Here is a 25,546-nt window from a genome sequence, read left to right as displayed (position 1 = left end):
TCCGCATTTCCCCGTGGGTGATCAGGTCGTCAGGCGCTCTTGCGCGCGGCGCGCTTGGCGAGAAACGCTTCCATCATCCGCGCCGGCTCGCCGGTCGCGTAGGCCTCGCGCTGGGTGCGGATGCCGGCGGCCAGGCACTCGCGGAAGCTCTCCTCGGTGACCTCGCGGAAGCGGGCCTTGTTGAGCCGCATGGCGACAGGCGCCTTGGCCGCGAGCTCCTCGGCCAGCGCCAGCGAGGCCTCCATGACCTTATCCTTCGGCACGATCCGGTTGATCAGGCCGATGCGGAAGCACTCGTCGGCATCCATCATGCGGCCCGTCAGGGTGAGGTCGATGGTCCGGGCGAGCCCGATCATCTCCTTCATGATCCAGGGGCCGGTCACCGAGGCGATGCCGGAATTGATCTCGGGCTGGCCCATGGTGACGCCGTCATGGCCGATACGCAGGTCGCAGAGCAGCGCGACCTGGAAGGCCGAGCCAGCCGCAACGCCGTTCAGCGCCGCGATGATCGGCTTCGAGAGCGAGCGGATGCGGTCATAGAGGCGCTCCCACTCATGCATCCAGGCTTCGGCCCGGTCGGGATCGAAGGTCTTGGTCTCGTTGAGGTCCTGACCGGCCCCGAAGGCACGATCCCCCGCCCCGGTGAGGATGATCGCGCGCACCGCCTGGTTCGCCTCCAGCTCCTCCAGCCCCTCGACGAGGCGGGTTCGCATGGGCGCGTTCCAGGCGTTGAGGATCTGCGGGCGGTTGAGGGTCAGGAAGCCGACCGCGCCGCGCACCTCGACCAGAACAGAATCCTTCATGGCGCTCTCCGATGAGTGTTTATTTCTATACGATAACTTCTATTGAATAATCAACGAGATTGCGCCACCTTGTCAAGGCCGCCGGTCACAGCCATTGATCGACCCAGGAGAGCAGGCCCAGATGACGATGCCCGAACCGAAACAGAACGGCCGCAAGCGAGCAGCCGCGACAGCCGATGAGGCCGGGCGCAAAGACGATGTGCTGATGGTCAACTCGGTCGAGAAGGCGTTCCGCGTTCTCTCCGCCTTCGGCCGCCAGCATCAGACGCTGAACCTGTCGCAGGTCGCGTCGGAGACCGGTATGGATCTCAGTGCTGCGCAGCGCTTCACGCATACGCTCACCAAGCTCGGCTATCTGCGGAAGGACGCGCAGACCAAGCGCTTCGAGCTGACCGCCAAGACGCTCGATCTCGGCTATCATTTCGTGCGCAGCAGCCGCCTGCTCGATCGGGCGATGCCCTATCTCATGCACCTGAGCAAGGAGACCGAGGAGACGATCAACCTGACCGTGCGGGACGGCACGGAAATCATCTTCGTCTCGCGCTTCCTGAGTCGGCATGTGCTGAACACCGACGTCATCATCGGCACGCGGATGCCGGCCTATTGTACGGCGCCGGGCATCGCCATGCTGTCGCGCCTCCCCGAGGACGAGGCGATGGCGATCATCGATGCGTCCGACCTCAAGCCGCACACGCCCTCGACCACGTGGCAGCGCGAGGCGCTGCGCGAGAAGCTGCGCCAATCGGCGGCCCAGGGCTACGCCACGGCCTTCGAAGAGGTCTATCTCGGCGACGCCTCCATCGCGGCCGTGATCGTCGATCACCACGGCCAACCGGAGGCGGCCGTCAATATCGCCACGTCGACCTCGCGTTACAGCCATGCCGAGGTCGTCGCGCGCTTTTCCTCCCTCGTCATCGCAACCGCGCACGCCATTTCCCGCGTCTGAGCAATGCGGAGGAAGCGCTTGACAGGTCGTCGGCCGACTTATCAATATCCAAGAGAAACTATTGCATTGAAATAACTCGCCAGGAATTCGCATGGACGCTCCGAAGCCCCAGTTCCGCCGCGTGGCGGCGCGCGCCGGACGGCAGGCGACACTCAGCTTCGACGGCACGACCATCAAGGCGACGGTCGGCGACAGCGTCCTCGCAGCGCTGCTCGAAAGCGGCGCCTTGATCCGCCGACTGGAATTCGGCGGCGAGCCGCGCGCCGGCTTCTGCCTCATGGGCGCCTGCCAGGACTGCTGGGTCTGGAGCGCGGAAGGCGGCCGGATCAGAGCCTGTACCACGCCGGTCTCCGACGGGATGGCGCTGTTCGCCGAGCCGCAACCGCTGGCCGCCGCCCATGGCTGACATCGTCATCGTCGGCGCCGGTCCGGCCGGCATCAGCGCCGCCGAGGTGCTTTGCGCGAAGGGCCTGAGGCCCATCCTGATCGATGAGGGGGCCAGGGCCGGCGGGCAAGGCTATCGGCGTCCCGCGGATGATCTCGCCCTCGACATGAACCGGCTGATGGGTTCGGAAGCGCAGCGTTACGCCGCCCTGCATCGCCGCTTCGAAGCTCTGCTCCCCGCCATCGACTATCGCCCCCGCACGCTCGTCTGGGCCATCGACGGCAAGCAGTTGCATCTGCTGCACGAGGGGAAGGCGGAGACGCTGGCCTTCGACAAGCTGCTGATCGCCAGCGGCGCGATGGACCGGGTGGCCCCCATGCCCGGTTGGACCCTGCCGGGAGTGTTCACGCTCGGTGGCGCCCAGGTGGCGCTGAAGGATCAGGGTTGCCTGATCGGGAGCCGCGTCGCCTTCCTCGGCTCCTCCCCGCTGCTGGCGCTGGCCGCCAAGCAATATCGCGACATGGGCGCCGACATCGCCGTCATCGCCGATACGACCCCGTTGTCGGCCAAGGCCGCCGCCATGCCGGCGCTGCTTCCCGCGCCGCGAACCCTGCTCCGCGGGCTCTGGTACATGGGCGCCTCGCTGCGCGCCGGAACCGCCATGCTGCATGGGGTGACGCCGGTCGCGATCGAAGGCGCAGGGCGCGTCGAGGCGCTCGTCCTGCGCGACGCCCAGGGTCGCGAACGCCGCTTCGCCTGCGACGCCGTCGCACTCGGCCATGGCCTGAAGCCTGAAACGCAACTTGCCGACCTGGCCGGGGCGCAATTCGCCTACGACACCGATTTCAGGCTGTTCCTTCCAGAAATCGACCGAATGGGCCGGGCGCGACCGGGCCTCTACCTCGCCGGCGACGGCGTGCGAATTGGCGGGGCCGATGCGGCCGAGGCGAGCGGCGCCTTGGCTGCCCATGCGATCCTGTCGGATATCGGACAGGCTCAGGACATCGAGGCCATCAGGCAGCTGGCGCGGCAGGTCGAGCGCTTGCGCAGCTTCCAGCGGGGGCTCGCCCTCGCCTTCGCCTGGCCGAAGGCGCAAATCGCCGCCCTGCCCGATTCCGTGACGCTCTGCCGCTGCGAGAACGTGACGATCGGCGAGGTGCGCGCGGCGATGGCGAGGGATCTCGGTCCGGTCGAGGTCAACCGCGTGAAGGCGATGACGCGCTGCGGGATGGGGCGCTGCCAAGGCCGCGTCTGCGGCCCCGCCTTGCAGGAGATCGTCGCGGCCAGTGCCGGTAGCGACGGCGCCACTGCCGGGAGGTTGCGCGGCCAGGCACCGGTCAAGCCGATCGCGCTCGCCGCAGCCGGGGATGGCGCATGAGCCCGCACAGCACGGATGTCGCCATCATCGGCGGCGGGCTCGTCGGGGCCTGGACCGCCTTCTTCCTGGCGCGGCGCGGACAACGCGTGACCCTGGTCGAGAAGGGCGTCGTCGGCGCCCAGTCTAGCGGCGTCAACTTCGGCAATCTGCGCCTCCAGGGGCGGTTTCCGGGCCAGTATCCGCTCTCCCTGCGCTCCCAGGCGCTCTGGGAGGATTTCGACGCGCTGATCGGCGAGGACTGCGAGTTCGAGCAGACCGGGCATCTCTACCTTGCCTATGACGAGGAAGAGCACGCCAAGCTGGAGGGCTACGCCAAGGTCTCCGAGTCCTATGGGCTTGCGATCGAGCGCGTCGGTCCGGCCGATCTCAGGCGACGCTGGCCCTGGCTCGGCGAGCGCGCCGTCGCCGCCACCTACTCGGCCCGCGACGCTACCGCCAATCCACGCCTCGCCACGCCGGCTGTCGTGCGCGCCGCGGCGCGGCACGGCGCGGTGATCCGCGAGAACACATGCGTCGCCGCTGTCGATCGTTCAGGCGACGGCTTCATGCTGACGCTTGCGGATGGCGGCACGCTGAGCTGCGGCGCGCTCGTCAACAGCGCCGGCGCCTGGGCGCTGGAGATCGCGGAGCGCTTCGGCGAAACGGCGCCCCTCTTTCCCGCGGGACCGCCGCAGTTCGTGACGGAGCCTTTCCCCTACATGATCGAGCCTTCCGTCCAGGCGATCGACGGCTCGGTCATCTTCCGGCAGATCCCGCGCGGGAACATCATCCTTGCCGGCTATCCGCGCACGGCGGCCGATCCACAGGCGAACCGGGCCCCCGTACCGCCGGTCAAGACGCTCGCGGCGATGAAGGCGCTGGCGCGCGTCGCGCCCGTGCTCGCGCAATGCCATGTCATCCGCGTCTGGTCCGGCATCGAGGCCTATCTGCCCGACATGATCCCGGTCATCGGGCCGAGCGAGACGACGCCGGGGCTGTTCCACGCCTTCGGTTTCTGCGGCCATGGCTTCCAGATCAGCCCCGGCGTGGGGCTATGCCTCGCCGAGATGATCGTCGACGGAGCGACGCAGACGCCCCTGGAGCCGTTCTCAATCGGCCGCTTCCGGTCAGCAGCTACGGTCAGCGAAAAGTTCCGCAAGGAATTCGACTGAGGCTCGCCGGGATCGGTGCCAGCCCCATCAACGGGCCACCGTTCGGAAGCCCGGCCATGTCCGCGCAAGGGTGAGGCGCACCCGCGTCATCCGGCCGTCGCGCGAGACGGCAAGCTCACCGCCATGGGCCGTCGCAACCTCCACCGCGATGGACAGGCCAAGCCCCGAACCGGTGGAGGCTGCGCCTTTCGCGAAAGGGAGGAGGAGATCTTCGGGCGGCTCCGGAAACCCGCCGCCGTCATCGGCCACGTCGATCCATGCATGCTCCGCGTCCTCGCCCACCGTCACGACAAGCCGACTCTCGGCACCGTGCTTCAGCGCGTTGTCGATCAGGTTTCCCAGGGCTTCGCGCAGGCTCACGGCATCGCCGTTCACGATCGGCGGCGGCTCGGCCGGTATGAAGGCGATGTCGACCTCGCGGGACAGCGAGAGCGGCACCGTCTTGGCCAGAACGGCCTTCGCCAGCTGGTTCAGATCGACCGCCGCCATCGCGGCGGCATCCTTGCGGTGGATCACCATCGCATGGTCAAGAAGCTGCCCGGTGAGGCGGCCGAGTTCGGCTGTGCGTTCATGGATCCGCTTGACGGTATCGACCTTGCGCCGCGATGCGGGCGTCGCAAGCAGGATTTCGACCTGGGCATCGAGCGCCGCCAGCGGCGTGCGGATCTGATGGGCGGCGTCGGCGATGAAGCGCTGCATGATCGCCATGCGCTCGGACAAACGGCGCATGAAGTCGTCGATCGCCTCGACGAGATTGCGGATTTCCGCCGGGGGCTCGGCCGCGATCGGCCTGAGATCGTCGGGCCGGCGGCTCGCGATCTCGCGCTCGATGCGCGTCAGGGGCTTCAGCGCCAGCGTCACGGCATAACCCGTCGCCAACAGGGCGAGCAGGCTCATGACCGCAATGACGCCGAGCGCCTTGAGCGTCAGGTCGCGGGCGAGCGCGCGCCTCGCATCGGTCGTCTGCGCGACGACGATGGTCGCCCAGTTGTTCGTTCCGGGAAGATCGATCTGCCGGGCGAGGCTGGCGATACGCACCGGCTGGCCTTGATAGAGACCATCCTCCAGAACGACCCCGGCACGGATATCGACGGGGTCGGCATCCGAAGCGAGATCATCGTAGCCGGCGACCACGACACCGCGCGGATCGACGACCTTGTAGAAGACGAGATCGTAGGCGGCGAGCGTCGCGATCGTGGAGACGGGCGGATCGACCGTCACCACCCCGCCCTGCACATAGACATTCTCGGCGATCTGCACCGCGCCGCCGGCAAGCAGCCGGTCGTAAGCCTGCCGCGCGGCAAGCGAGGATGAGTGCCAGGCCGCCAATCCGAGCAAAATCGCCCCTGCCGACAGCACCGCCGAGAGCACGGCGACGATGCGGAAACGGAGCGACAGGCGCAGATCAGAGAGCAGCAAGCTGATACCCCAATCCGCGCAGGGTCCGGATTTCGACCGGCGTGTCCGCGAGCTTGCGGCGCAGCCGCGCCACGAATTGCTCGACTGCGTTGGGGCTGGCCTCCTGGTCGAAGTTGAAGAGCTGTTCGACCAGTTCCTCCTTGGGCACGATCCGCTCCGGCCGGGCGGCGAGGATTTCGAGTACGGTCAGCTCGCGGCGCGTCAGGTTGAGGGGCCGGTCGCCGACTGTCGCGACGCGCCCTGCCCGGTCGATGGCGAGAGGCCCGACGCGCAGCATGTTGTCGGGCTGGCCAGCACTGCGCCTGAGCAGTGCCCGCGCCCGCGCTTCGAGCTCACCATAGTCGAAGGGCTTGACCAGGTAGTCATCGGCGCCGAGATCGAGCGCGCCGATGCGCTCGTCCACGGCCGAACGCGCCGTCAGCACAAGCACCGGCGTCGTCAGCCGCCGCGCCCGCATCTGCCGGAGAACCGCCAGCCCATCCTGCCCCGGCAGGCTGAGGTCGAGGATGACGAGGTCATAGGCCTGCACCGCCAGCAACTCGGCAGCCGTGACGCCGTCCTGCTCCCAATCGACGGCGTGACCGATCTTCTCGAGCCGCATCACGACGGCCTCGGCGATATCGGCGGTGTCTTCGACGACGAGCACGCGCAAGCGGATCTACCTCCCTCAACGAGCTTCCGACAGGCCGGGCAGCGCCGGTCAGGTTCACGTCAGCTTGCTACGCTATCTCATCTCGCAAGCGCCCATAAGTGCGCATGGAAACGAGACATGGGAGGGTGCATGCTGGCCCCGTTCGACGCTGCTTCTGCGACTCCGCTCCTCACGGTCGAGGGCGTGACGCTGCAATACAAGACGCCGGACGCGGTGGTGACCGCGACGCGGCGCGTGTCCTTCGACGTCTATCCGTCCGACCGCTTCGTCCTGCTCGGCCCGTCCGGCTGTGGCAAGTCGACTCTGCTCAAGGCGATCGGCGGCTACCTGACGCCCGTCGAGGGCGACATCAGCCTGAAGGGCCGCAAGGTCTCCGGACCCGGGCCGGACCGAATGATGGTGTTCCAGGAATTCGACCAGCTCCTGCCCTGGAAGACGGTGCGCGAGAACGTGGTCTTCGCGCTGACGGCCTCGGGCCGTGCCACGCAGGCGGAAGCCGCCGAGCGCGCCCGCTCCTATATCGACAAGGTCGGCCTGACCAAGTTCATCGACAGCTACCCGCACATGCTCTCCGGCGGCATGAAACAGCGCGTCGCCATCGCCCGCGGCATGGCGATGGAGCCCGACGTGCTGCTGATGGACGAGCCCTTCGCCGCGCTCGACGCGCTGACCCGCCGCAAGATGCAGGACGAATTGCTGCGGCTCTGGGACGATACGAAGTTCACCGTGCTGTTCGTCACCCATTCCATCGAGGAAGCCATCCGCATCGGCACCCGCATCCTGCTGCTTTCGCCGCATCCGGGCGAGGTCAAGGCCGAGCTCAACAGCGTGCCGCCCGAGGAGATGGGCACCGGCAAGCAGGCCGCGCTCGAAACCCGCATCAACGACATGCTGTTCGCGCATCATTGAGCCGGAGGTGACCGACATGACCGATCTCGTCAGCTTCCGTCCGGAAATCATCCGCGACGTCAACTCCAGCGACGCCCCCGTCGTCGCCAAGACCATCGGCTGGGCCGAGCGGATCTATCGCCTCGGCTTCGTCCGCAAGGGCTTGATCCTCGCCGTCCTCGCCATCGCCTGGGAGGTCTATGGCCGCTGGCTCGGCAACCCGCTGCTCTTCCCGACCTTCGGCCAGACCCTCGCGGCCTTTGTCGAGAACATCGCAAATGGCGTCATTCCGCAGCGCATGCTGGTTTCGCTGCAGACCCTCATCATCGGCTACAGCATCGGCATCGTGCTCGCCGCTCTGCTCACGACACTGGCGATCGGCTCGCGCATCGGTGCAGACCTGCTGGAAACGCTGACCTCGATGTTCAACCCCTTGCCCGCCATCGCGCTGCTGCCTCTCGCGCTGATCTGGTTCGGGCTCGGCACCGGCAGCGTGATCTTCGTGCTCGTCCACTCAGTGCTCTGGGCGATCGCGCTCAACACCCATGCCGGCTTCCGCTCGGTGTCGAACACGCTGCGCATGGTCGGGCAGAACTATGGGCTGCGCGGCCTGAAGCTGGTGCGGCTCATCCTGATCCCGGCCGCCTTCCCGGCGATCCTGACCGGCCTCAAGGTCGGCTGGGCCTTCGCCTGGCGCACGCTGATCGCGGCCGAGCTCGTCTTCGGCGTCTCGTCGGGCTCGGGCGGCCTCGGCTGGTTCATCTTCGAGAACCGCAACCAGCTGGAGACGGCGAATGTCTTCGCCGGCCTGTTCACGGTGATCCTGATCGGCCTCTTCGTCGAGAACGTCATATTCGCCACCATCGAGCGCAAGACGATCCGCCGCTGGGGCATGCAGCACTGACACCGAGGCATTTCCGCGTTTTTCCGAAACGCGGAAATGCCCTTGTCTTATCGCATCTTCCTCGCGCAAGCCGGCATCCACTTCGCTCGAAAATGCTCTGGTTTCACAAGGCCGAACGGCCGTCACTCGGAGGGAAACATCCAATGACATTCAAGACTTTCCTGCGCACCGCCTTCACGGCCGTAGCGCTCGGCGCGGCACTTGCCGCCCCGGCCCGCGCCGAGGTCAGCGAGGTCCGCGTCTCAAAAGGCTTCGGCATCCTCTACCTGCCGCTCATCGTGATGCAGGACCAGCAGTTCCTGGAGAAGCGCGCCAAGGCCGCCGGCCTCGGCGACATCAAGGTGACCTGGCTGATGCTCGATGGCGGCAACGTCATCAATGACGCGATGATGGCCGGCACGCTCGACTTCGCCGGCACCGGCGCGCCGGGCTTCGTCACGCTCTGGGCCAAGGCCAAGGGCATCCCAGGCGTCGAGGTCGTCGGCGTCTCCGGCATGAGCTCGACCTCGCTGTGGCTGATGGCGAACAAGCCGGAGCTGAAGTCGCTCAAGGACTTCACCGCGACGGACAAGATCGCCCTGCCCGGCATCAAGACCTCGCTCGCCGCCGTCGTGCTGCAGATGATCGCGGCCAAGGAATTCGGCGACGCCAACTACGCCAAGATGGACCCGATGACGGTGAGCCTGCCGCATCCGGAGGCGCTCGCCGCGCTGATCGGCGGCAAGACCGAGATCAAGGCGCATTTCACCTCGCCGCCCTTCCAGTACATCGAGGCCAAGAGCCCGGGCATCCAGCGCGTGCTCAACTCGGTCGACTATCTCGGCAACCTGACGCTCGACGTCACCTTCGCGCCGAAGAAGTTCGTCGACGCCAATCCGAAGATGACCCAGGCCTTCATCGACGCGATGGACGATGCCACCGCACTGATCGAGAAGGACAAGAAACTCGCCGCCGAGATCTTCGCCAAGAGCTCGAAGGTGAAGGTCGATGCCGCCGAGGTGCAGCAGATGATCGAGGACAAGGACTCGCGCTTCACCGCCACGCCCGAAGGCGTGATGCAGTTCGCCGAGTTCATGCACAAGGCCGGCTCGATCAAGGTGAAGCCCGCCAAGTGGAGCGACATGTTCGTGCCGCAGCTCGCAGGCCGTTCGGGCAGCTGAACCGGGCACGGATCGAACTGAATATATCCTGTGGGGCGCAGCCGCGTGCCCCGCAGCGCCGGACCGGCGAGCAGCGGGCCGCCGGCCGACTCAGGAAAGCCAGCCTGGCAACCGGGCTGGCGCGGCGCCGGTGAGAGCCGCTTCGATGCAGTCCTCGAATGTCCCGAGCCTGACGGTGCAGCCGGAGAGCCCCGGTCCGTAATGCGCGTATTTTCCGGAGTTGGTGAGGACCACCTTCGCCCTCTCCGGAAAGACCGGGCGCGTAATCGAGCACCAGCAGAGATCGGGAACCACGTCGACGCCGCTCCGCCGCAGACCTGCCAGCGTTCCCTCGGCCTCTGCTGCTGCGACGACGTCCCGCCCCGTGGTGATGATGACGGAGAGATTTCCGGCAAGGCGATGTCCGTCAAGTCGCTCAGCGACGGCCCTGCACTCTTCCAGTGAGGCGTGAGGGCTGCCGATCGCGACGAGATCGATGCCCGCCGGTCCGTCATTCAGGTGGCGCCAGCCGGCTGCCAGCGCAGCACGCGTGATGACGACCTCGTCTTCGGGGCTGCCGCCGAGGCTGTCCGCTTCCGGCGTGATGCCCTCGATATGCAGCATGGCCGCCGCCGAGGTCGTACCGAACGCGGCGCAGAGTGCCTTGAGATCGTCCCGCGCCGGGCGCGCCTTCGCGAGCCCCTTGATCAGCGGGACCCGGTCCGGCGAAGCCAGGCCGGTGAGATAGCCGATGAGCGGCCAGGCCGAGCTGTCCGCTCCTTCCGGCAACTCCACCCGAACCGCACGGCGCGCACGCCGGCCTTCGTCGAGAAACGCCCCGGCAAGCGGCGCACGACCGGAGACCGCGATGCAGAAATCCAGGAAGTCGGGGTGTTTCGCGGTCCGGGCTCCCAATACCGAATTGGCAAAGATCACGGCATTCGATTCCGACCAGCCGATCGCCTCCCCCAGGGCGGGCGGCCCCGGCAGGGAATAGGGAGCGCAGGTGAAGCTCGGCCGGCAGCCCATCCGCACATAGGCGTCCGCCAGGCGCGCCGCAGGCTCGCCGAACTCCGGCGCCACTCCCTGGCGGCGCCAGTTGGCGTGATCCACCGAAATCGCGTTCATCGTCGTCGGGACGCGAGTTCGGGCGCCCAACTGCTCCATCTTCTCGGCGAAGATGAGATTGGCCGGACCGGCATAGATGCAGCCATCGACATGGGCCCGCGTCACGTCGACGAGCGCCGTCGCGCCCTGCTGGCGTGCCATGGCACAGACGATCCGCATGGCCTGCTGCGCTGCGATCCCCTCGTCGCCAGCGAGCAAGCGGCGATCGCTGGTGGAAAGCTGCAGGTCGCCATGCACAGCCGCGGAAAGGGGGATTTGCACCCGCCCGCCATCAGCCAGGACAGCGTCCGGCACGATCTCCGCCTCGGCAGCGGAAGCGAGAGCGGCGAACGCTTCTTCCGGCAGGCGAACGACCGGAATGGAGCGTCCGAACATCTCCGCCGCGACGATGGCGCCGAGCGTCAGCGTATCCTCAGGGCCGGCGAAGATCAGCGCCGCGGGACAGCGCCCCGAGAGCGCGAGCTCCAGCAACACGCCGGATCCTGAGCAGGAGCCACGGCTGGTCGGCATCAGCACGACCGCGCCGGCAAGCGAGACGCCGTGCGAGGGATGGTGCACGTCGATCACCGTTCCCGTAGCCGGATCGACACCGCCCCAGAAGCTCAGCGGCTCCGCCATCACGACGATCGGCCCGGAGGCCGTGCCGGGAAGGAGGGAGATTCCGGCGTGGTGCTGCAAGGATGAGTCCCTATCGCTGATCATTGGATGCCGCAGTCGATGGCAGGGGGCACGGAGAAGCACTTCCCCAGCACTAGAGCATTTCCGCGTTTCTCTGAATCGCTGAAATGCTCCATCTCTTTGTTTGATCGCATGCTCTTCACGCGAGCGGGAGATCATCCGGTCGAGGATTTCCTTTGTGAAGCCCGGTGCGGCAAGCCAAGCGACTCCCTTTTTTTAAGCCAGGCACTTCCTGTGAGCCGAGTTTGTCCGGCCTCCGTCAAAACTTCGGCGGCCCGATCTCCAACAGGTCGGAGGGAGGAACGATATCGCGCAGGCGGCGTGTGGCGTCGGCTTCGGAAGGAGCCGCAACAGCCGGCTCTGGCGCCCTCCCCAAATGCGCGAGGCTCGGCCAGTAAACCACCGCCGCCGTCACGCATAGCTGCACCAGGATGAAGGGAGCGAGCGACGCCATAGCGGCCCGCAACGGCGCTCGCCGGGTCGAGGCTGCCCGCGTCATCGTCAAAGCGTAGCCGAGCGGCGGAAGCAGGAAGCTCGTCTGGAGGATGAGCAGAGTCAGGACAGCGACCCATTGCGCATCCTCGACCCGCATCAAGATCGGCGGCAGCAGGATCGGAATCAGCACGAAGATGATCTCGAAGGCATCGAGAACGAAGGCTGCCAGGAAAATCAGGCCGAGACCCGCCCCCAGAATCCCCAGAGGACCGCCGGGCACCGCCTCCATCCAGCCCGCGATGAGCCGGTCGCTTCCGAGCACGCGAAAGACGAGCGTGAAAGTCGTCGCCGCAACCAGCAGCGCCATCAATGCGCCGGTCATCGCCAGCGTATCGTCGAGGGCCGCCTTCAGCCGCGCAAGATTCAGCTGGCGGCTCAGCACTCCCGCGGCCAGCAGGCCGACCGCCCCCATCGCAGCGGCTTCGACCGCGTAGAAATAGCCGAGCGCGACGCCGACGAGCAACCCGCCGATGAAGCCGACGGTGAGGAGCGCGAGAGCAGCTTCCGCCAGCGTCGGCACCGGAAGGCGCCGGCCGGACTCCCGGCGCAGAAACGCCAGGGCGAGGCAGGTCGCGAGAAACAACCCGGCCGGCAACATGGCGCCGCGGAAAACGTCCTGTGTGTTGACGATGCGATCGACCCGTCCGGTCGCATTGAGCGCGATGGTATGAGCCGCCATCATCGCATCGCCGAGCAGGATCAGGACGAGCGAAGGTGGAACCAGCACGCCGAGCGTGCTGGCGACCGTCAACAATGCAACGCTCTCGGCGGGCGTGACCTCATGTTCGGCCAGAGCGGGCTCGATCGCTCGCGTCAGGGCGATAGCATTGGCGCTGACGGAACCGTTCATCGGCCCCAGGATGGCACCGAGCGCGAGCGTCGCTCCGCGTGCACCACCGAAGGGGCACAACGCCGCGCGGAACAGAATTCGAGCGAGCGGCAGGCGGTTCAGCAGCGCTCCCATGAAGACGAACAGCGGCAGTGCCTGTAGCAGATCCGATTCCAGCAGGCCGACGAGCCGGCTCGGCAGCGCGGCAAAGAGCCCGGCTCCGGAAGCGTCGAGAACAGCGGACACGGCGGCACCTATCGCCGCGAGGCAGATCAGAACGCCCCAGACAGGCAACCCCGTCGTGATAGCGCCCAGCGCGACGCCGCCGAGCATGACAAGTCCGAGCCACTGGCTCACGCGGGCCTCCGCAGCAAACCGAGCACGCCGGATGCGAAGACGAGCGCAGCCAGGATGAAGCCCGAGGCGCGAATGAGGAAATAGCCGGGATTGCCGGTATCCGGGAACGATTCGAGCCCCCGAAGGCTGGCCAGCAAAGCCGGCCAAYCGACGATCAGCAGGAACAGGGACCAGGGCAGAAGCCCAAGCACGATGAGCCCGATCTCAAGCGCCCGGCGCAGCTTCTCCCCATGCCGATGCGCCAGGGCATCGCTCGCCAGGTGAGCACCGGAACGGGTGGCCGCCGTCAGCGATACGGCGACGTAAAGAGCGAACACGCATTGCCCGAGATCGTTCGCTTCACGCGACCAAGCTTTGAAAAGGTCGCGCAATGGCCATTGCAAGAACAGTAAAAGGACGAGCGGCAACGCAAGCCATCGGGCTGCCAGACAGATCGCACCCAGGCCCCGATCGAGCCCGTCAACGAAGACTTGCATGGAATCGCTCCCGAACGAGCCTCCATCAAACATCTTTCCCTAACGCAGGTAAGCCACCCCGATAGCGATCGACGCCTGTTGAGTTGATCGAGCTGTCGAGGCGCTCTTCACCCTGCGGCGCGGTCCTCGACCGACCTATACCTAGGTATAATCGGCGATGCCTTCGTCCGATTGATCCAGCCCATGACAGGGCGCAAACAAGGCATGGCGTCGCAGCAATCGGGCGGCTCCTCCACACATCGCACGGCGCTCCTGCGGGAGGGAGAGTGACGTCGATCGGCTGCGAGGTCGATCTGCGATCTCGCACGCCTGCGTTTCCCCGTACGCGCGCCGGGCATTGCCCGGTGCGAAGGACGACTTCGAGCAGATCGAAGGAGATGCGTCATGAACAATGTGCTCGCCTTTCGCCGGCCGGCGCTCCCATTCGAATACGGGACGACGCGGCCGGATTGCTGCCGCGTGCTGCACTTTGCTCCGCGCATGGCGGCGAAACGGCCCCGCCTCGTTGTCGAATGGCGGCTCAACGATGTGGATGGGCGCCTGGAATGCCGCTGGCAGTCGGCAGGTGGCGAGGACGCGGCCCGACGATCCTGTTTCGCGCATTCCCGGACCTTCCGGCGGCGGGCAAGCGGCAACGCGGCATTCTCCATTGGCCATGCTGGCCACTGTTCAGCCGGTGCTCCGTGATGACATTCCTGTCCAACAGCCCCGAGCGGTCCAGCACCCTTGCCGCCCTCGCCCGCGAGCGCGTGCTGCCGAATACCTACGACCTCGCCGCCTTCGCGCTGCTTGCCGCGCTCGCCGTGCTGGTATTCCACGGCGCGGTGGCGATGCATGCGCCGCTCGCCGGCCTCTCCACTGCGCCCATGGCGCTCGATCCGGCCTTGCTGCCCGAATATGCCCTGCGCACGACGATGCGGATGTTCGCCGCGATCATCGCCGCGCTGGTCTTCACCTTCGCGGTAGCGCCCCTGGCAGCCAAGAGCCGCCGCGCCGAAATGCTCATCATCCCGGCGCTCGACATCCTGCAATCAGTTCCGGTCCTCGGGTTCCTGACATTCACCGTCGCCTTCTTCATGGGGCTGTTTCCGGGCAGCCAACTCGGCGCGGAATGCGCCTCGATCTTCGCGATCTTCACCAGCCAGGCCTGGAACATGGCCTTCTCCTTCTACCAGTCGCTGCGGACCGTCCCCCGCGACCTGGACGAGGTCAGCCGCAGCTTCGGCCTGTCGTCCTGGCAGCGCTTCTGGCGGCTGGAGGCTCCGTTCGCGATGCCCGGCCTGGTGTGGAACACCATGATGTCGATGTCGGGCGGCTGGTTCTTCGTCGTGGCGTCGGAAGCGATCACCGTCGGCGACACCACTGTCCAGCTCCCGGGGCTCGGCTCCTGGCTCGCCGTCGCCATCAAGGAACAGGACTTCAAGGCCGTGGGCTGGGCCGTGCTCGCCATGGCGGTCGTGATCGCCCTCTACGACCAGCTCCTGTTCGGCCCGGTCGTCGCCTGGGCCGACAAGTTCCGCTTCGAGCAGACGGCGGGGCAGCGCAAGCCCCACTCATGGGTCTACGGACTGGCGCGCCGCACCCGGCTGTTCAAGCGACTGATGAAGCCATTCGCCTGGCTCGGCAGCCGCCTGCTGCTCTTGCGGCTTCGGCGCGTATCCTCACGAGCGGTCAGGATCGCCCCGGCGGCGAGCCGCGCGCTGGACTACGCCTGGCTCGGCCTGATCGTGGCTCTGGGCTCCTGGCCCGGCTGGGTCGCCGTTTCCTATGTCGGGCAAAGCCTGACCTGGGTGGATGCCGGGGACGCGCTGATGCGCGGGCTCGTCACCCTGCTGCGGGTCGTCGTGCTGATCGCCGTCGCGAGCGTGATCTGGGTGCCGGTCGGCATATGGGTCGGTCTGCGACCCGGCGTTTCCGAGCGCGTCCAGCCGGTGGCGCAGTTCCTCGCCGCCTTTCCGGCAAATGTGCTGTTTCCCTTCGCGGTCATCGCGATCGTCAGCACCGGCGCGAGCCCGGAGATCTGGCTCTCGCCGCTGATGGTGCTCGGCACACAATGGTACATTCTGTTCAACGTCATCGCCGGGGCCAGCGCCTTTCCGACCGACCTGCGTGAGGCGGCCCGTGTCTATCAGCTCCGCTCATGGGTCTGGTGGCGCCGCGTCATCCTGCCGGGGATCTTTCCGTACTACGTCACCGGTGCCCTCACGGCCTCCGGAGGCTCCTGGAACGCCAGCATCGTCGCCGAAGTCGCGAGCTGGGGTGACACCAAGCTCGAGGCCTACGGGCTCGGCTCCTACATCGCCAACGCGACCGAGGCCGGCGACTTTCCCCGTGTCGTGCTGGGCATCGCCGTGATGTCGCTCTTCGTCACCCTGCTGAACCGCCTGCTCTGGCGCCCGCTCTATGTCCTCGCCGAGCGCCGCATGCGCCTCGACTGAAGCTCTCGAAAGGACTTGATCCATGGACAGCGTCACCGCGCCTTCCGCATCGAACGGCAACCTCTCGGCCCCGCTGATCCGGGCACGGCAGGTCTGCCAGAGCTACGACAAGGGCGCAACGGGCTCCCTCGTCGTGCTCGACAAGGTCGACATCGCGCTGAAACCCGGCGAGATCGTAGGACTGCTCGGGCGCTCCGGCTCCGGGAAATCCACCCTTCTGCGGGCGATCGCGGGGCTGATCCAGGCGAGCGGAGGAACCGTGGAATTCTGCGGCCGGCCGGTGACGGGACCGAGTGCCGGCGTCGCCGTCGTCTTCCAGAGCTTCGCACTGTTCCCCTGGCTGACGGTGCTGGAGAATGTCGAGCTCGGCCTGGAGGCGCAGGGCGTGGCGCCAGCCGAGCGGCGCAAGCGGGCTCTCGCCGCCATCGACCTCATCGGCCTCGACGGCTTCGAAAGCGCCTATCCGAAGGAGCTATCGGGCGGCATGCGCCAGCGTGTCGGGCTTGCTCGCGCGCTGGTCGTGCATCCCAAGGTCCTGCTGATGGACGAGCCGTTCTCGGCGCTCGATGTCCTGACCGCCGAGACCCTGCGCACGGATCTGCTCGACCTGTGGTGCGAGGGTCGGATGCCGATCGAGGCGATCCTGATGGTTACCCACAACATCGAGGAGGCGGTGCTGATGTGCGACCGCATCCTGATCTTCGGCTCCAACCCCGGCCGCGTCATCGCGGAGCTGCGCGTCGAGTTGCCCCAGCCGCGCAACCGCCTCGAACCCGCCTTTCGCGCTTTGGTGGACGATATCTATGCACGCATGACCGCCCGCCCGGGCGCGCCGGCGCGCGAAGGCTTCTTCCCCGGCACCGGCATCGCAATGTCGCTGCCGCGCGTCTCGACCAACCTGATGGCCGGCCTCATCGAGGCGATCGCGGCCGAGCCCTACAAGGGCGAGGCCGATCTGCCGCTGCTTGCGGCGCAGCTCCACCACGAGATCGACGATCTCTTCCCGGTGGCAGAGACGCTGCAGCTGCTCCGCTTCGCCGACCTCGAAGGCGGCGACATCAGGCTCACCGCGCCGGGGCTGCGCTTCGCCGACAGCGAAGTCGACGAGCGCAAGCGGCTCTTTGCCCAGCAGCTCGCCACCTATGTGCCGCTGGCGGCCCATATCCGCCGCGTGCTCGACGAACGGTCAAGCCACCGGGCTCCGGCCGGACGCTTCCGCGACGAGCTCGAGGACCACATGTCGGAGGATTACGCTGCGACAACCCTCAAGGCCGTCACCAACTGGGCCCGATACGGCGAATACTTCGCCTATGACGAGGCCGCCGACCTCTTCACGCTCGAAAATCCGAGCTGAGGCACCCTCGGTATCGAGGCCGGGCTTGCCGCCCCTTGCGCCCGAGGACGGCTTCCCTCGACCATAAACGCTTCCGCCTGGGACGAACGGGGCTCGGCCTTGCCCTCCCCGTGCTGGCAGGCGCGATCTTCCTTGCGGACACGATCACCGTGAGCGTCCGCGATACCGGCATCAGCCTCGCCCCTGCCGCAATCGAGCGGATCTTCGACGCTTTCCACTCGACCAAGCCCGGCGGGATGGGCATGGGCTTGGCCATCAGCCGCTCGATCGTCGAGGCGCATGGCGGGATGATCTATGCCGCCGCAAATCCTCCCCGCGGCATGGTCTTCGGTTTCACCTTGCCGGCCGGCGAAACGGGATCGGAACGGAACCGTGCATGACGAGCAGCCGATCGTCTTCGTCGTCGACGACGATCCTTCCGTCCGCGACGGGCTGGACAGCCTGTTCCGGTCCGTCGGCTATGCGGTCGCGACCTTTGGCTCGGTCCCGGCCTTTTCGCTGCACAGGCGGCCCGACAGGCCTTGCTGCCTCGTCCTCGACGTCAGGATGCCCGGGCCGAGCGGCATCGACTTCCAGGCGGAGCTTGCGGGCATCGGCGACCCGCTCCCTATCGTCTTTCTGACCGGCCATGGCGACGTGCCCATGGCGGTGCGCGCCATGAAAACGGGCGCGGTGGAATTCCTGCTGAAACCATTCCGCGAACAGGATCTGCTGGATGCGGTGCGCGCGGCGATCGGACAGGATCGAGCGCGCAGGTCGGAGGAAGCGGGTCTGGCGGAACTCAGGGCGCGCTTCGCGACGTTGACGATGCGCGAGAAGGATGTGCTGGCCTTCGTCGTCGCAGGCCGGCTGAACAAGCAGATCGCAGCCGACCTCAAGCTGAGCGAAGTGACGGTGAAGGTGCATCGCGGCCAGGTCATGCGCAAGATGGGCGCCGCGACGCTGGCCGACCTGATCGGGCTGGCAGGCAAGCTGACAAGATAGCCTTTTTGCGGGTCCGGCAGCCGGTCCCGGCGCCACGGCGTTCACGGGGCGGGCTGCCAATCGAGCTCGACGGCACTGCGGCCCTGCCCTGCATTGTAGCGAATGGCCGATCTGAGGGAGTCCTCGACCGCCGCGCGGTCGGCGCCTCGCGGGCATCCGGTCGTCTCGTATCGCAATGCTTGCCGCCTCAACCACACCGCCCACTGCCGTTCGATGACATCCAGGGAGCCGCCTGCCGGAAACGGCTGCGAAACATAGAAGCGGCGATCATTGCCAGAGCCCGCGTAGCAGAAGCGCCAATCCGCGGCCGACGCCGGCAGCGCAGGCTGAACCAATGCGCACAGCAGAAAAAGAGCGATCGTCGCAAGCTTACGCCTGCCTCTTCGATGAAAATGCTTCATCCGGGCGCTCATGCCGATCAGCGGCTTGCCTCGCACCACGGGATTCAAGCGAACATGCCGGTCGCGACCGCCCATAGCAGGAAGATGCCCATCCCGGCCCGATAGATCACGAAGGCCCAGCTCGACATCCGCTCCAGATACCGCATCAAGCCCCAGATCGCGGCGAAGGAAGCCAGCGAGCCCGCGATCAGGCCGACCGCCAGCAGTGCTACGGCATGGGCGTCTATGCCGACCTTGGCGATCTCCCAGGCTTCCTTGAGCCCGGCCAGAGCGATGGCCGGCAGGCCGAGCAGGAACGAGAACCGCGCGGCCTCGTCACGCTTGAAGCCCAGCCCCAGCGCCGCGGTCAGGGTCGAGCCCGAGCGCGAGACACCGGGGATCAAGGCGCCGACCTGGGCGAGGCCGACCAGCAGGAAATCCCGCCAACTCGCCTGCTCCACCGTACGACGGTGGCTCGCAAACCATTCCGTCGCCGCCAGCAGCAGCGCCATCACCAGCGACGCCGCGCCGATTACCTCCAGCGAACGCAAAGGCGAGCCGCAGCGATTGAGCATGGGCGCAAGCGCAACACCCGCCACCACGATCGGAATCGTCGCAAGCACGATGCCGAGCGCCAGCCGGCCCGGCCCTGTCGCGAACTTGCGGGTCCTGAGCGCCGCGAGCCCCCCGCCGACGATGCTGCCGACATCGCGCCTGAAATAGCTGACCACAGCCGCCAGCGCGGCCAATTGCATGAGCGCCGAGAACGCGGAACCTGGATCGGGCCAGCCAAGCAGGGCTGGCACAACCCGCATATGGGCGGTCGAGGAGATCGGCAGCAATTCGCTGACGCCCTGAACGAGCCCGAGCACGACGATCTGCCCGAAATCGAGCATGGCGAACCCCGTATCGAGTCCGGCGGAACAAGCGGCTGCGGCCATAGTGATGGGTCTCGTGAGAAAAGTGGCGCGCCCGAAGCATAAAGCGTTCCAGAATGGATGGCCGACCCGAAGCCTCCGCTGTCACGCTAGATGGGCCGTTCCATGCGCGCCTCGCGCGTCCCGCCGCCTCGTCGCATATGCGTTCGTGGCCACGATCCGCGCTCCAAGTTTTGTAGCTCCGCTCAATCCTTGAAGTTCGTGCAGCGCATCAATTCGGAGAGTCAGACCATCGCCCGGCCGTCGGAACAACGCACCGAACGCCGGCAGCTTTCGAGCAGGTCGAAGGATCTTGTCGGCGTGATCTTCGCCGCGCTCGACGCCACTGTCATGCCACCAACATCAGAAGCCTGTGCGGCACTCTGGAAAGCACGAGTCAGGCACAGGCAGGCACCTGGCCTGATCATCTCGATCGAGTCGGCCGCAAGCTGGCGGCCGCACCCGAAGTCGGACGAGTATCGCGCCCACCGATCGCGCCTGCGCCGACAGGATCGCAACATTGATGCCGGTGGCTGGATGGGCGGCTTCAGCGGCCATGCATCCGAAAGGTTGGTGAAAGTTTGGCGGACTAGAGAACTGGCATCGCCGCCAAACCGCCCTCAGAGAGCGGGGCTCGGCGAGAGGACACAAACAAGGAGCTTGCCCATGCGCATCCGTGCCGCCATCTATTCGCTTGCCCTAGCGTCAGCGCTAGCCGGCTCCACCGCAGCGCTCGCCGCTGACAAGATCACGATCATTGTCGGCGGCTACGAAAAGCAGATCTACCTGCCCGCCAAGCTCGCCGAGAGGCTGGGCTACTTCAAGGACGAGGGGCTCGACGTCGATCTGCTCAACGAGGCGGCCGGCGTCGATGCCGAGAACGAGATGCTGGCCGGGGCGGTCCAGGGCGTCGTCGGCTTCTACGACCACTGCGTCGACCTGCAGGCCAAGGGCAAGTTCGTCGAGTCGGTCGTCCAGTTCAGTCAGGCGCCGGGCGAGGTCGAGCTCGTCTCCAGCAAATATCCTGACGTCAAGTCGATGGCCGATCTCAAGGGCAAGAACCTCGGCGTGACCGGCCTCGGTTCCTCCACCAACTTCCTGACCCAGTACCTGATGATGAAGTCGGGTGTGCAGCTCAGCGACTTCACCTCCGTGCCCGTCGGTGCCGGTGCCACCTTCATCGCCGCGATTCAGCAGGACAAGATCCAGGCGGGCATGACCACGGAGCCGACGATCACACGGCTGCTCAAGACCGGCGAGGCACGCATCCTCGTCGACATGCGCACGGTGGAAAAGACCAAGGCCGCGCTCGGCGGCACTTATCCCGCCGCTTCGCTCTACATGACCACCGCCTGGGTGGAGAAGAACAAGCCGACGGTGCAGAAGCTCGCCAACGCCTTCGTCAAGACACTGAATTTCATCAAGACGCATAGCGCCGAAGAGATCGCCGACAAGATGCCGAAGGACTACTATATCGGCGACAGGGAAGGCTATGTGAAGGCACTGGCCGACGGCAAAGAGATGTTCACCTCGGACGGCGTGATGCCGCAGGGCGGCCCCGAGACGGTTCTCGCCGTGCTCTCCGGCTTCTCGAAGAACATCAAGGGCAAGCAGATCGACCTGTCGAAGACCTACACGACCGAGTTCGTGAAGGCGGCGAAGTAGGTCGCGCATCCCGAGGGCGGCCGGAACACCGGCCGTTCCTCACCCTGCCCTGTCACCAAGCGCCATCGAGCGACGCCGCTTTCGCGGCGAAGGAGGCCTTATGTCCGTAACCGACACGGCCGGCAGCCCGGTCGTCGAACTGATCAACGTCTCGCGCCGCTTCATCACGCCGGACGGCAAGTCGATGACCGCGATCAGGGACTTCAACATGAGCGTGGCGCGCGGCGAGTTTGTCGCCGTCGTCGGCCCGACGGGCTGCGGCAAGTCGACGACGCTCAACCTCGTCACTGGCCTGGCGCGACCGTCGAGCGGCGAGGTTCGGCTCTTCGGCCAGCCTGTCACCGATATCGACCCGCGCATCGGCTTCGCCTTCCAGACGGATGCGCTGTTCCCCTGGCGCAGTGTCATCGACAATGTCGTCGCCGGCCCGCTGTTCCGCGGCAAGCCGCGCGACGAAGCCTATGCCAAGGCGCGCGAATGGCTCGCCCGCGTGCATCTGAGTGGCCACGAGACCAAGTACCCGCACCAGCTCTCCGGCGGCATGAGAAAGCGCGTCTCGCTGGCGCAGACCTTCATCAACGAGCCGCAGGTTCTGCTGATGGATGAGCCGTTCTCTGCTCTCGACGTCCAGACGCGCGTCGTCATGCACGAGGTGTTGCTCAACCTCTGGTCGGAAGCCAGGGCCTCGGTGATCTTCGTCACCCATGACCTCGAGGAGGCCATCGCACTCGCCGACAAGGTCGTTGTGCTGACCTCCGGTCCCGGCACGGTGAAGGCGGTCTATCCGGTCGAGCTGCCGCGCCCGCGCGTTGTCAGCGAGATCCGCTACCAGGACGACTTCATCGCGCTGTCCCGCCGGATCTGGGACGATCTGCGCGCCGAGGTCGAGCGTGGCGCCGCCCGCGACGAAGCCCGCGCAGCTTGAGGAGAGCGGCCATGACCGATGCAGTTCTCACGACCTCCACCGCATTCCGCCCGGGAACATCCGACGCCGAAATCGAGGCCGCCGCGGCCAAGGCGGCCCGCCACCGTCGTCACAAGGTGCTGTTTTGGCGTTGGGCGATTCTGCTCGCCATTCTCGGCGGCTGGGAACTCGGATCCCGTACCGGTGTCATCGACGAGTTCTTTTTCTCCAGCCCGAGCGCGATCTGGAGTCGACTCGTCGAATGGACGGTCGAAGGCACCTCCGAAGGATCGCTTTGGCTGCACCTCTATGTGACGATGGAAGAGGCGTTGCTTGGCTTCGCGCTTGGGTCAATCGCTGGCATCGTCGTCGGCATCGCGCTCGGCCGCAATCAGATGCTCGCGGACATCTTCTCGATCTACATCAAGGTGTTCAATTCGATTCCTCGCGTCGTGCTGGCGCCGATCTTCATCATGATCTTCGGGCTCGGCATCGGCTCGAAGGTGGCGCTCGCCTTCATCATGGTCTTCTTCGTCGTCTTCGCCAACGCCTTCCAGGGCGTGCGCGAGGCTGACCGGAATCTCATGGCCAACGCGCAGATTCTCGGCGCTCGCGGCTGGCAGCTCACCCGCGCAGTGGTGATCCCTTCGGCGATGAGCTGGATCTTCGCCTCGCTGCATGTGAGCTTCGGCTTTGCCATCATCGGCGCCATCGTCGGCGAGTTCGTCGGCTCGCGCCACGGCATCGGCCTGCTGATCAACATCGCCAAGGGCACCTTCGACTCGGCCGGCATGTATGCGGCGATCGTGGTGATCATGATCGTGGCGCTCGCCGCCGAGTATCTCATGACCTGGGTCGAGGGCCGGCTCGCGACCTGGCGCCCGGCGCCCTTGCAGGACCAGTACTGAAGTCTCATGCCGGCGGCGCTTCTCCGGGAGCCGCCGGCAACCTGACCTCGACACGCAGCCCCGGCGGGGGCTGCGTCTGCGTGAGCAGGATCGTGCCGTGATGAGCGGCGACGATCTCCCTGACGATCGCAAGCCCGAGCCCGGTGCCCTCGACGGTCGAAGGAGCGAGGCGGTGGAAGCGCTCCAACACCCGATCGCGATCCTCCGCCGGAATCCCGGGGCCGTTGTCCTCGACGACCAGCAGGATGGCTGCCCCCGCCCGCTCCAGCTTCACCGCGACCGCACCGCCCTGCGGAATGTGGCGCAGGGCGTTCTCGACCAGATTGACGACGAGCGCACGCAGCAGCGTGACATGGCCGATAACGGGCAGCGGCTCCTCGGCAGCATCATAGGAGAGGTCGATCGCACGGTCGAAGGCGATGCCGGCCAGCCCCTCGGTGGCTGAACGCGCAATCTCGCCGAAATCTAGCTCCTCCTTGCGCAAGGCCGCGCCGCCGGGCTCCGCCCGCGCCAGGGTCAGAAGCTGGTTCACCAGCCGGCCCATCGCATCGACACCACCGTCGATCGCGGCAAGCGCTTCCTGTCGCAACTGCGGGTCGTCGTCGCGACGGGCCATCGCGATCTGCGTCTTCAGCACTGCAAGCGGCGTCCTGAGCTGGTGCGATGCGTCGGCGACGAAGCGCCGCTGCAGGGCGATGTAGGCCTGCACGCGCTCGAGAGCATGGTTGAGCGCGTCGATCATCGGCCTGAGCTCGCTTTGCACGCCGTCGCGATCCAGTGCCTGCAACGATTCCGGGCTGCGGCTGCGCAGCTCGTTGCGCAAGCGCAGCAGCGGCGCGAGGCCGCGCCGCAGTCCGAACAGCGTCAACAGCGCGGCCATACCGACGAGGAGGAGCTGGTCCCGCAGCGAGGTCAGCCAGATCTCGTCGACGAGCCGGTCGCGGCCATGGAGCGTGGTTGCGACGATCACCAGCGCATTGCCGCCGTCCACCTTCGAGATGACCGGCTGAGCGAGAGCGACGGCGCGCATGGCCTCGGTGCGGAACGTACCCTCGTAATAGGCGGGCTCCAGTCCGCGCGGTGGTGCTGGCGGCGCGACCACGTCTGGAAAGCCGGCGATGAGCTCGCCTGAAGGCGAAAGCACCCGATAGATCACCTTGTCGCGGTCGGGCGAGGCGAACATCTCGAGTGCCGAAGGCGGAATCAGCGCCTCGACGCGGCCGTCGGTCTCCTTGACCTGTTCGGCGATGACACGGGCCGAGGCGAGCAGCGTGCGGTCTGTGATCAGATCGGCCGTCCGCATGGCATCCCGGTGCGAGGTCCAGCCGTTGAAGGCGACGACCGCCACCAGCGGCAGCAGCAGCCAGCCCAGCAATTCGGCGCGCAGGCTTCTGCTCACCCCGCAAGCCTCAGCGCATAGCCGAGGCCGCGCAGCGTGCCGATCGAGACGCTGCTTCCGCCGAGCTTCTTGCGGACGCGATGGACGTAGATCTCCAGCGCATTGTCGGTCGCATCGTCGTCGAAGCTGAAGACGGTGCCCGTCAGCTTGGCCTTGGGCACGACGCGCCCGCCCGCCAGGATCAACGCCTCGAGCACGCTGAACTCCCGCGCCGTCAGATCGAGCTGGACGCCGTCCAGCGTGAACCGCCGCGCATCCGTCTCCAGCATCAGCGCCCCGAAGCTGACCTGGGCCGTGCGGCTGTCCTGCCTGCGCCGCAGCTGGGCGCGGATGCGGGCTTCGAGTTCGTCGGGCTCGAAGGGCTTGACCAGATAGTCGTCGGCGCCTGCGTCCAGCCCGGCAACGCGGCTGGAGACGGCGTCGTTGGCCGTCAGGATGATCACGGGCGTCACGCCACGCCGCTGGCGAAAGCGACGCAGCAATTCCAGCCCGCTCATCTGCGGCAAACCGATGTCGAGAATGATCAGGTCATAGTCCTGCGTGGCCAGGGCGGCATCCGCGTCGATGCCGTCATGGGCGCAGTCGACGACATAGCGGCTCCTCTGCAGCAACCGCGACAGCCAGTCTGCAAGTTCGCGATTATCCTCGATCAGCAAGATCCGCATGCAGTTGAGTACCGAGCCCTGAGATTATCGAAAGGCAGAATCGAACAGGATCACGAAAGAGGCAGAGGGGGCGAATATCCGTATCCGTAGCGGCTTTCCGCCCTGTCCACAAAGCTCGACGTGTTGGCAGAACCGCTCTAAGGCAGAACGCGCTCCCGAGCGCACCGCTTCATTGCGGAGCGGGCACAGCAGCTCTCGCGTTCGACCTCCGCAAGCCAGCGATTTCTGATCGACCTATCCTGCGGAGCCGGTCCAGGCGCGCACCGTTTTTCGAGCAGTCCGAAGACGCAGGCGCCGGTTGCGC

At 66.6% G+C, this 25,546-nt stretch carries 25 protein-coding genes; 15 read left to right on the top strand and 10 right to left on the bottom strand.

From position 1 onward, the window contains the following. Positions 1 to 29: 29 nt before the first annotated feature. The gene (locus AC1DNE_RS12865) at positions 30 to 803 is read right to left on the bottom strand and encodes an enoyl-CoA hydratase/isomerase family protein (protein WP_441470300.1); all 774 of its coding nucleotides are present in this window, start codon (positions 801 to 803) and stop codon (positions 30 to 32) included. A 121-nt stretch (positions 804 to 924) separates the two neighbouring features. Here AC1DNE_RS12865 and AC1DNE_RS12860 point away from each other — a divergent pair, with 121 nt between their 5' ends. The 4 genes from AC1DNE_RS12860 to AC1DNE_RS12845 all read left to right on the top strand — a co-directional run bounded on the left by AC1DNE_RS12860 (position 925) and on the right by AC1DNE_RS12845 (position 4,663). Then, complete coding sequence (locus tag AC1DNE_RS12860) at positions 925 to 1,749, top strand: IclR family transcriptional regulator (protein WP_441470301.1); 825 nt, start codon at positions 925 to 927, stop codon at positions 1,747 to 1,749. 91 nt (positions 1,750 to 1,840) lie between these two features. After that, complete coding sequence (locus AC1DNE_RS12855) at positions 1,841 to 2,155, top strand: (2Fe-2S)-binding protein (protein ID WP_441470302.1); 315 nt, start codon at positions 1,841 to 1,843, stop codon at positions 2,153 to 2,155. Continuing rightward, positions 2,148 to 3,512, top strand: a complete 1,365-nt coding sequence (locus tag AC1DNE_RS12850) for an FAD/NAD(P)-dependent oxidoreductase (protein WP_476841082.1) — start codon at positions 2,148 to 2,150, stop codon at positions 3,510 to 3,512. The genes AC1DNE_RS12855 and AC1DNE_RS12850 overlap by 8 nt, the downstream gene beginning before the upstream one ends. Beyond that, positions 3,509 to 4,663 carry an NAD(P)/FAD-dependent oxidoreductase gene (locus AC1DNE_RS12845; protein ID WP_441470304.1) on the top strand — a complete coding sequence of 385 codons (1,155 nt, stop codon included), beginning with the start codon at positions 3,509 to 3,511 and terminating at the stop codon, positions 4,661 to 4,663. The genes AC1DNE_RS12850 and AC1DNE_RS12845 overlap by 4 nt, the downstream gene beginning before the upstream one ends. A 27-nt stretch (positions 4,664 to 4,690) precedes the next feature. Here AC1DNE_RS12845 and AC1DNE_RS12840 read toward each other — a convergent pair whose 3' ends face one another. Both AC1DNE_RS12840 and AC1DNE_RS12835 read right to left on the bottom strand, forming a co-directional pair. Then, positions 4,691 to 6,082, bottom strand: a complete 1,392-nt coding sequence (locus AC1DNE_RS12840) for a sensor histidine kinase (protein ID WP_441470305.1) — start codon at positions 6,080 to 6,082, stop codon at positions 4,691 to 4,693. Continuing rightward, the gene (locus tag AC1DNE_RS12835; protein WP_441470306.1) at positions 6,069 to 6,734 is read right to left on the bottom strand and encodes a response regulator; all 666 of its coding nucleotides are present in this window, start codon (positions 6,732 to 6,734) and stop codon (positions 6,069 to 6,071) included. Before AC1DNE_RS12835 ends, AC1DNE_RS12840 begins: the two co-directional genes overlap by 14 nt. A gap of 129 nt (positions 6,735 to 6,863) precedes the next feature. Here AC1DNE_RS12835 and AC1DNE_RS12830 point away from each other — a divergent pair, with 129 nt between their 5' ends. The 3 genes from AC1DNE_RS12830 to AC1DNE_RS12820 all read left to right on the top strand — a co-directional run bounded on the left by AC1DNE_RS12830 (position 6,864) and on the right by AC1DNE_RS12820 (position 9,686). After that, positions 6,864 to 7,643, top strand: coding sequence for an ABC transporter ATP-binding protein (locus AC1DNE_RS12830; RefSeq protein WP_476766018.1), 780 nt, complete (start codon positions 6,864 to 6,866; stop codon positions 7,641 to 7,643). A 16-nt stretch (positions 7,644 to 7,659) separates the two neighbouring features. Further along, positions 7,660 to 8,526, top strand: a complete 867-nt coding sequence (locus AC1DNE_RS12825) for an ABC transporter permease (RefSeq protein WP_441470308.1) — start codon at positions 7,660 to 7,662, stop codon at positions 8,524 to 8,526. Positions 8,527 to 8,669: 143 nt separating this feature from the next. After that, positions 8,670 to 9,686 (top strand): ABC transporter substrate-binding protein, encoded by a 1,017-nt coding sequence (locus tag AC1DNE_RS12820; protein WP_441470309.1) that lies wholly within the window; start codon positions 8,670 to 8,672, stop codon positions 9,684 to 9,686. Positions 9,687 to 9,776: 90 nt separating this feature from the next. Here AC1DNE_RS12820 and lhpI read toward each other — a convergent pair whose 3' ends face one another. The 3 genes from lhpI to AC1DNE_RS12805 all read right to left on the bottom strand — a co-directional run bounded on the left by lhpI (position 9,777) and on the right by AC1DNE_RS12805 (position 13,559). Continuing rightward, a complete protein-coding gene (lhpI, locus tag AC1DNE_RS12815; RefSeq protein WP_441470310.1) occupies positions 9,777 to 11,471 on the bottom strand; it encodes a cis-3-hydroxy-L-proline dehydratase in 1,695 nt (564 codons plus the stop codon). A gap of 259 nt (positions 11,472 to 11,730) precedes the next feature. Continuing rightward, on the bottom strand, positions 11,731 to 13,152 hold the full coding sequence (locus AC1DNE_RS12810; RefSeq protein ID WP_441470311.1) for a TRAP transporter large permease subunit: 1,422 nt from the start codon (positions 13,150 to 13,152) through the stop codon (positions 11,731 to 11,733). Next, entirely contained in the window at positions 13,149 to 13,559 is a 411-nt protein-coding gene (locus tag AC1DNE_RS12805) for a TRAP transporter small permease subunit (protein ID WP_476841081.1), read from the bottom strand. The genes AC1DNE_RS12810 and AC1DNE_RS12805 overlap by 4 nt, the downstream gene beginning before the upstream one ends. 453 nt (positions 13,560 to 14,012) lie before the next feature. Between AC1DNE_RS12805 and AC1DNE_RS12800 the strand changes: the two genes are divergently transcribed. From AC1DNE_RS12800 to AC1DNE_RS12780, 5 genes are read left to right on the top strand one after another with little or no spacing between them, the layout of a single operon-like run. Beyond that, a complete protein-coding gene (locus AC1DNE_RS12800; protein WP_441470313.1) occupies positions 14,013 to 14,315 on the top strand; it encodes a hypothetical protein in 303 nt (100 codons plus the stop codon). Then, positions 14,315 to 16,066 carry an ABC transporter permease gene (locus AC1DNE_RS12795; RefSeq protein ID WP_441470314.1) on the top strand — a complete coding sequence of 584 codons (1,752 nt, stop codon included), beginning with the start codon at positions 14,315 to 14,317 and terminating at the stop codon, positions 16,064 to 16,066. Before AC1DNE_RS12800 ends, AC1DNE_RS12795 begins: the two co-directional genes overlap by 1 nt. A 22-nt stretch (positions 16,067 to 16,088) precedes the next feature. Then, positions 16,089 to 17,420: an ABC transporter ATP-binding protein gene (locus AC1DNE_RS12790; RefSeq protein WP_476766016.1), complete on the top strand. Its 1,332-nt coding sequence runs from the start codon at positions 16,089 to 16,091 to the stop codon at positions 17,418 to 17,420. A 35-nt stretch (positions 17,421 to 17,455) separates the two neighbouring features. Next, positions 17,456 to 17,800 carry an ATP-binding protein gene (locus tag AC1DNE_RS12785; RefSeq protein ID WP_476766015.1) on the top strand — a complete coding sequence of 115 codons (345 nt, stop codon included), beginning with the start codon at positions 17,456 to 17,458 and terminating at the stop codon, positions 17,798 to 17,800. Continuing rightward, complete coding sequence (locus tag AC1DNE_RS12780) at positions 17,793 to 18,404, top strand: response regulator transcription factor (RefSeq protein WP_476766014.1); 612 nt, start codon at positions 17,793 to 17,795, stop codon at positions 18,402 to 18,404. Before AC1DNE_RS12785 ends, AC1DNE_RS12780 begins: the two co-directional genes overlap by 8 nt. Positions 18,405 to 18,445: 41 nt before the next feature. On the opposite strand, the gene AC1DNE_RS12775 is transcribed toward AC1DNE_RS12780, so the two are convergent. Together AC1DNE_RS12775 and AC1DNE_RS12770 are read right to left on the bottom strand one after the other, a co-directional pair. Beyond that, positions 18,446 to 18,853, bottom strand: a complete 408-nt coding sequence (locus AC1DNE_RS12775; protein WP_476766013.1) for a hypothetical protein — start codon at positions 18,851 to 18,853, stop codon at positions 18,446 to 18,448. Further along, on the bottom strand, positions 18,850 to 19,725 hold the full coding sequence (locus AC1DNE_RS12770) for an undecaprenyl-diphosphate phosphatase (protein ID WP_441470319.1): 876 nt from the start codon (positions 19,723 to 19,725) through the stop codon (positions 18,850 to 18,852). The genes AC1DNE_RS12775 and AC1DNE_RS12770 overlap by 4 nt, the downstream gene beginning before the upstream one ends. Before the next feature lie 642 nt (positions 19,726 to 20,367). Here AC1DNE_RS12770 and AC1DNE_RS12765 point away from each other — a divergent pair. From AC1DNE_RS12765 to AC1DNE_RS12755, 3 genes are all read left to right on the top strand, one after another. Beyond that, the gene (locus tag AC1DNE_RS12765; RefSeq protein ID WP_476766011.1) at positions 20,368 to 21,366 is read left to right on the top strand and encodes an ABC transporter substrate-binding protein; all 999 of its coding nucleotides are present in this window, start codon (positions 20,368 to 20,370) and stop codon (positions 21,364 to 21,366) included. A gap of 100 nt (positions 21,367 to 21,466) precedes the next feature. Then, positions 21,467 to 22,291, top strand: coding sequence for an ABC transporter ATP-binding protein (locus AC1DNE_RS12760; RefSeq protein ID WP_441470321.1), 825 nt, complete (start codon positions 21,467 to 21,469; stop codon positions 22,289 to 22,291). A gap of 11 nt (positions 22,292 to 22,302) precedes the next feature. Next, entirely contained in the window at positions 22,303 to 23,178 is an 876-nt protein-coding gene (locus tag AC1DNE_RS12755; protein ID WP_441470322.1) for an ABC transporter permease, read from the top strand. A 4-nt stretch (positions 23,179 to 23,182) separates the two neighbouring features. Here AC1DNE_RS12755 and AC1DNE_RS12750 read toward each other — a convergent pair whose 3' ends face one another. Together AC1DNE_RS12750 and AC1DNE_RS12745 are read right to left on the bottom strand one after the other, a co-directional pair. Further along, positions 23,183 to 24,577: a sensor histidine kinase gene (locus tag AC1DNE_RS12750; RefSeq protein ID WP_476766009.1), complete on the bottom strand. Its 1,395-nt coding sequence runs from the start codon at positions 24,575 to 24,577 to the stop codon at positions 23,183 to 23,185. Then, the gene (locus tag AC1DNE_RS12745; protein WP_476766008.1) at positions 24,574 to 25,242 is read right to left on the bottom strand and encodes a response regulator; all 669 of its coding nucleotides are present in this window, start codon (positions 25,240 to 25,242) and stop codon (positions 24,574 to 24,576) included. The genes AC1DNE_RS12750 and AC1DNE_RS12745 overlap by 4 nt, the downstream gene beginning before the upstream one ends. Positions 25,243 to 25,546: the final 304 nt, after the last annotated feature.

It is taken from the genome of Allobosea sp. 05L423 (assembly GCF_056397745.1).
The sequence above is the reverse complement of the archived record's forward strand: the minus strand, read 5'-3'. Positions and strand labels throughout refer to the sequence as shown.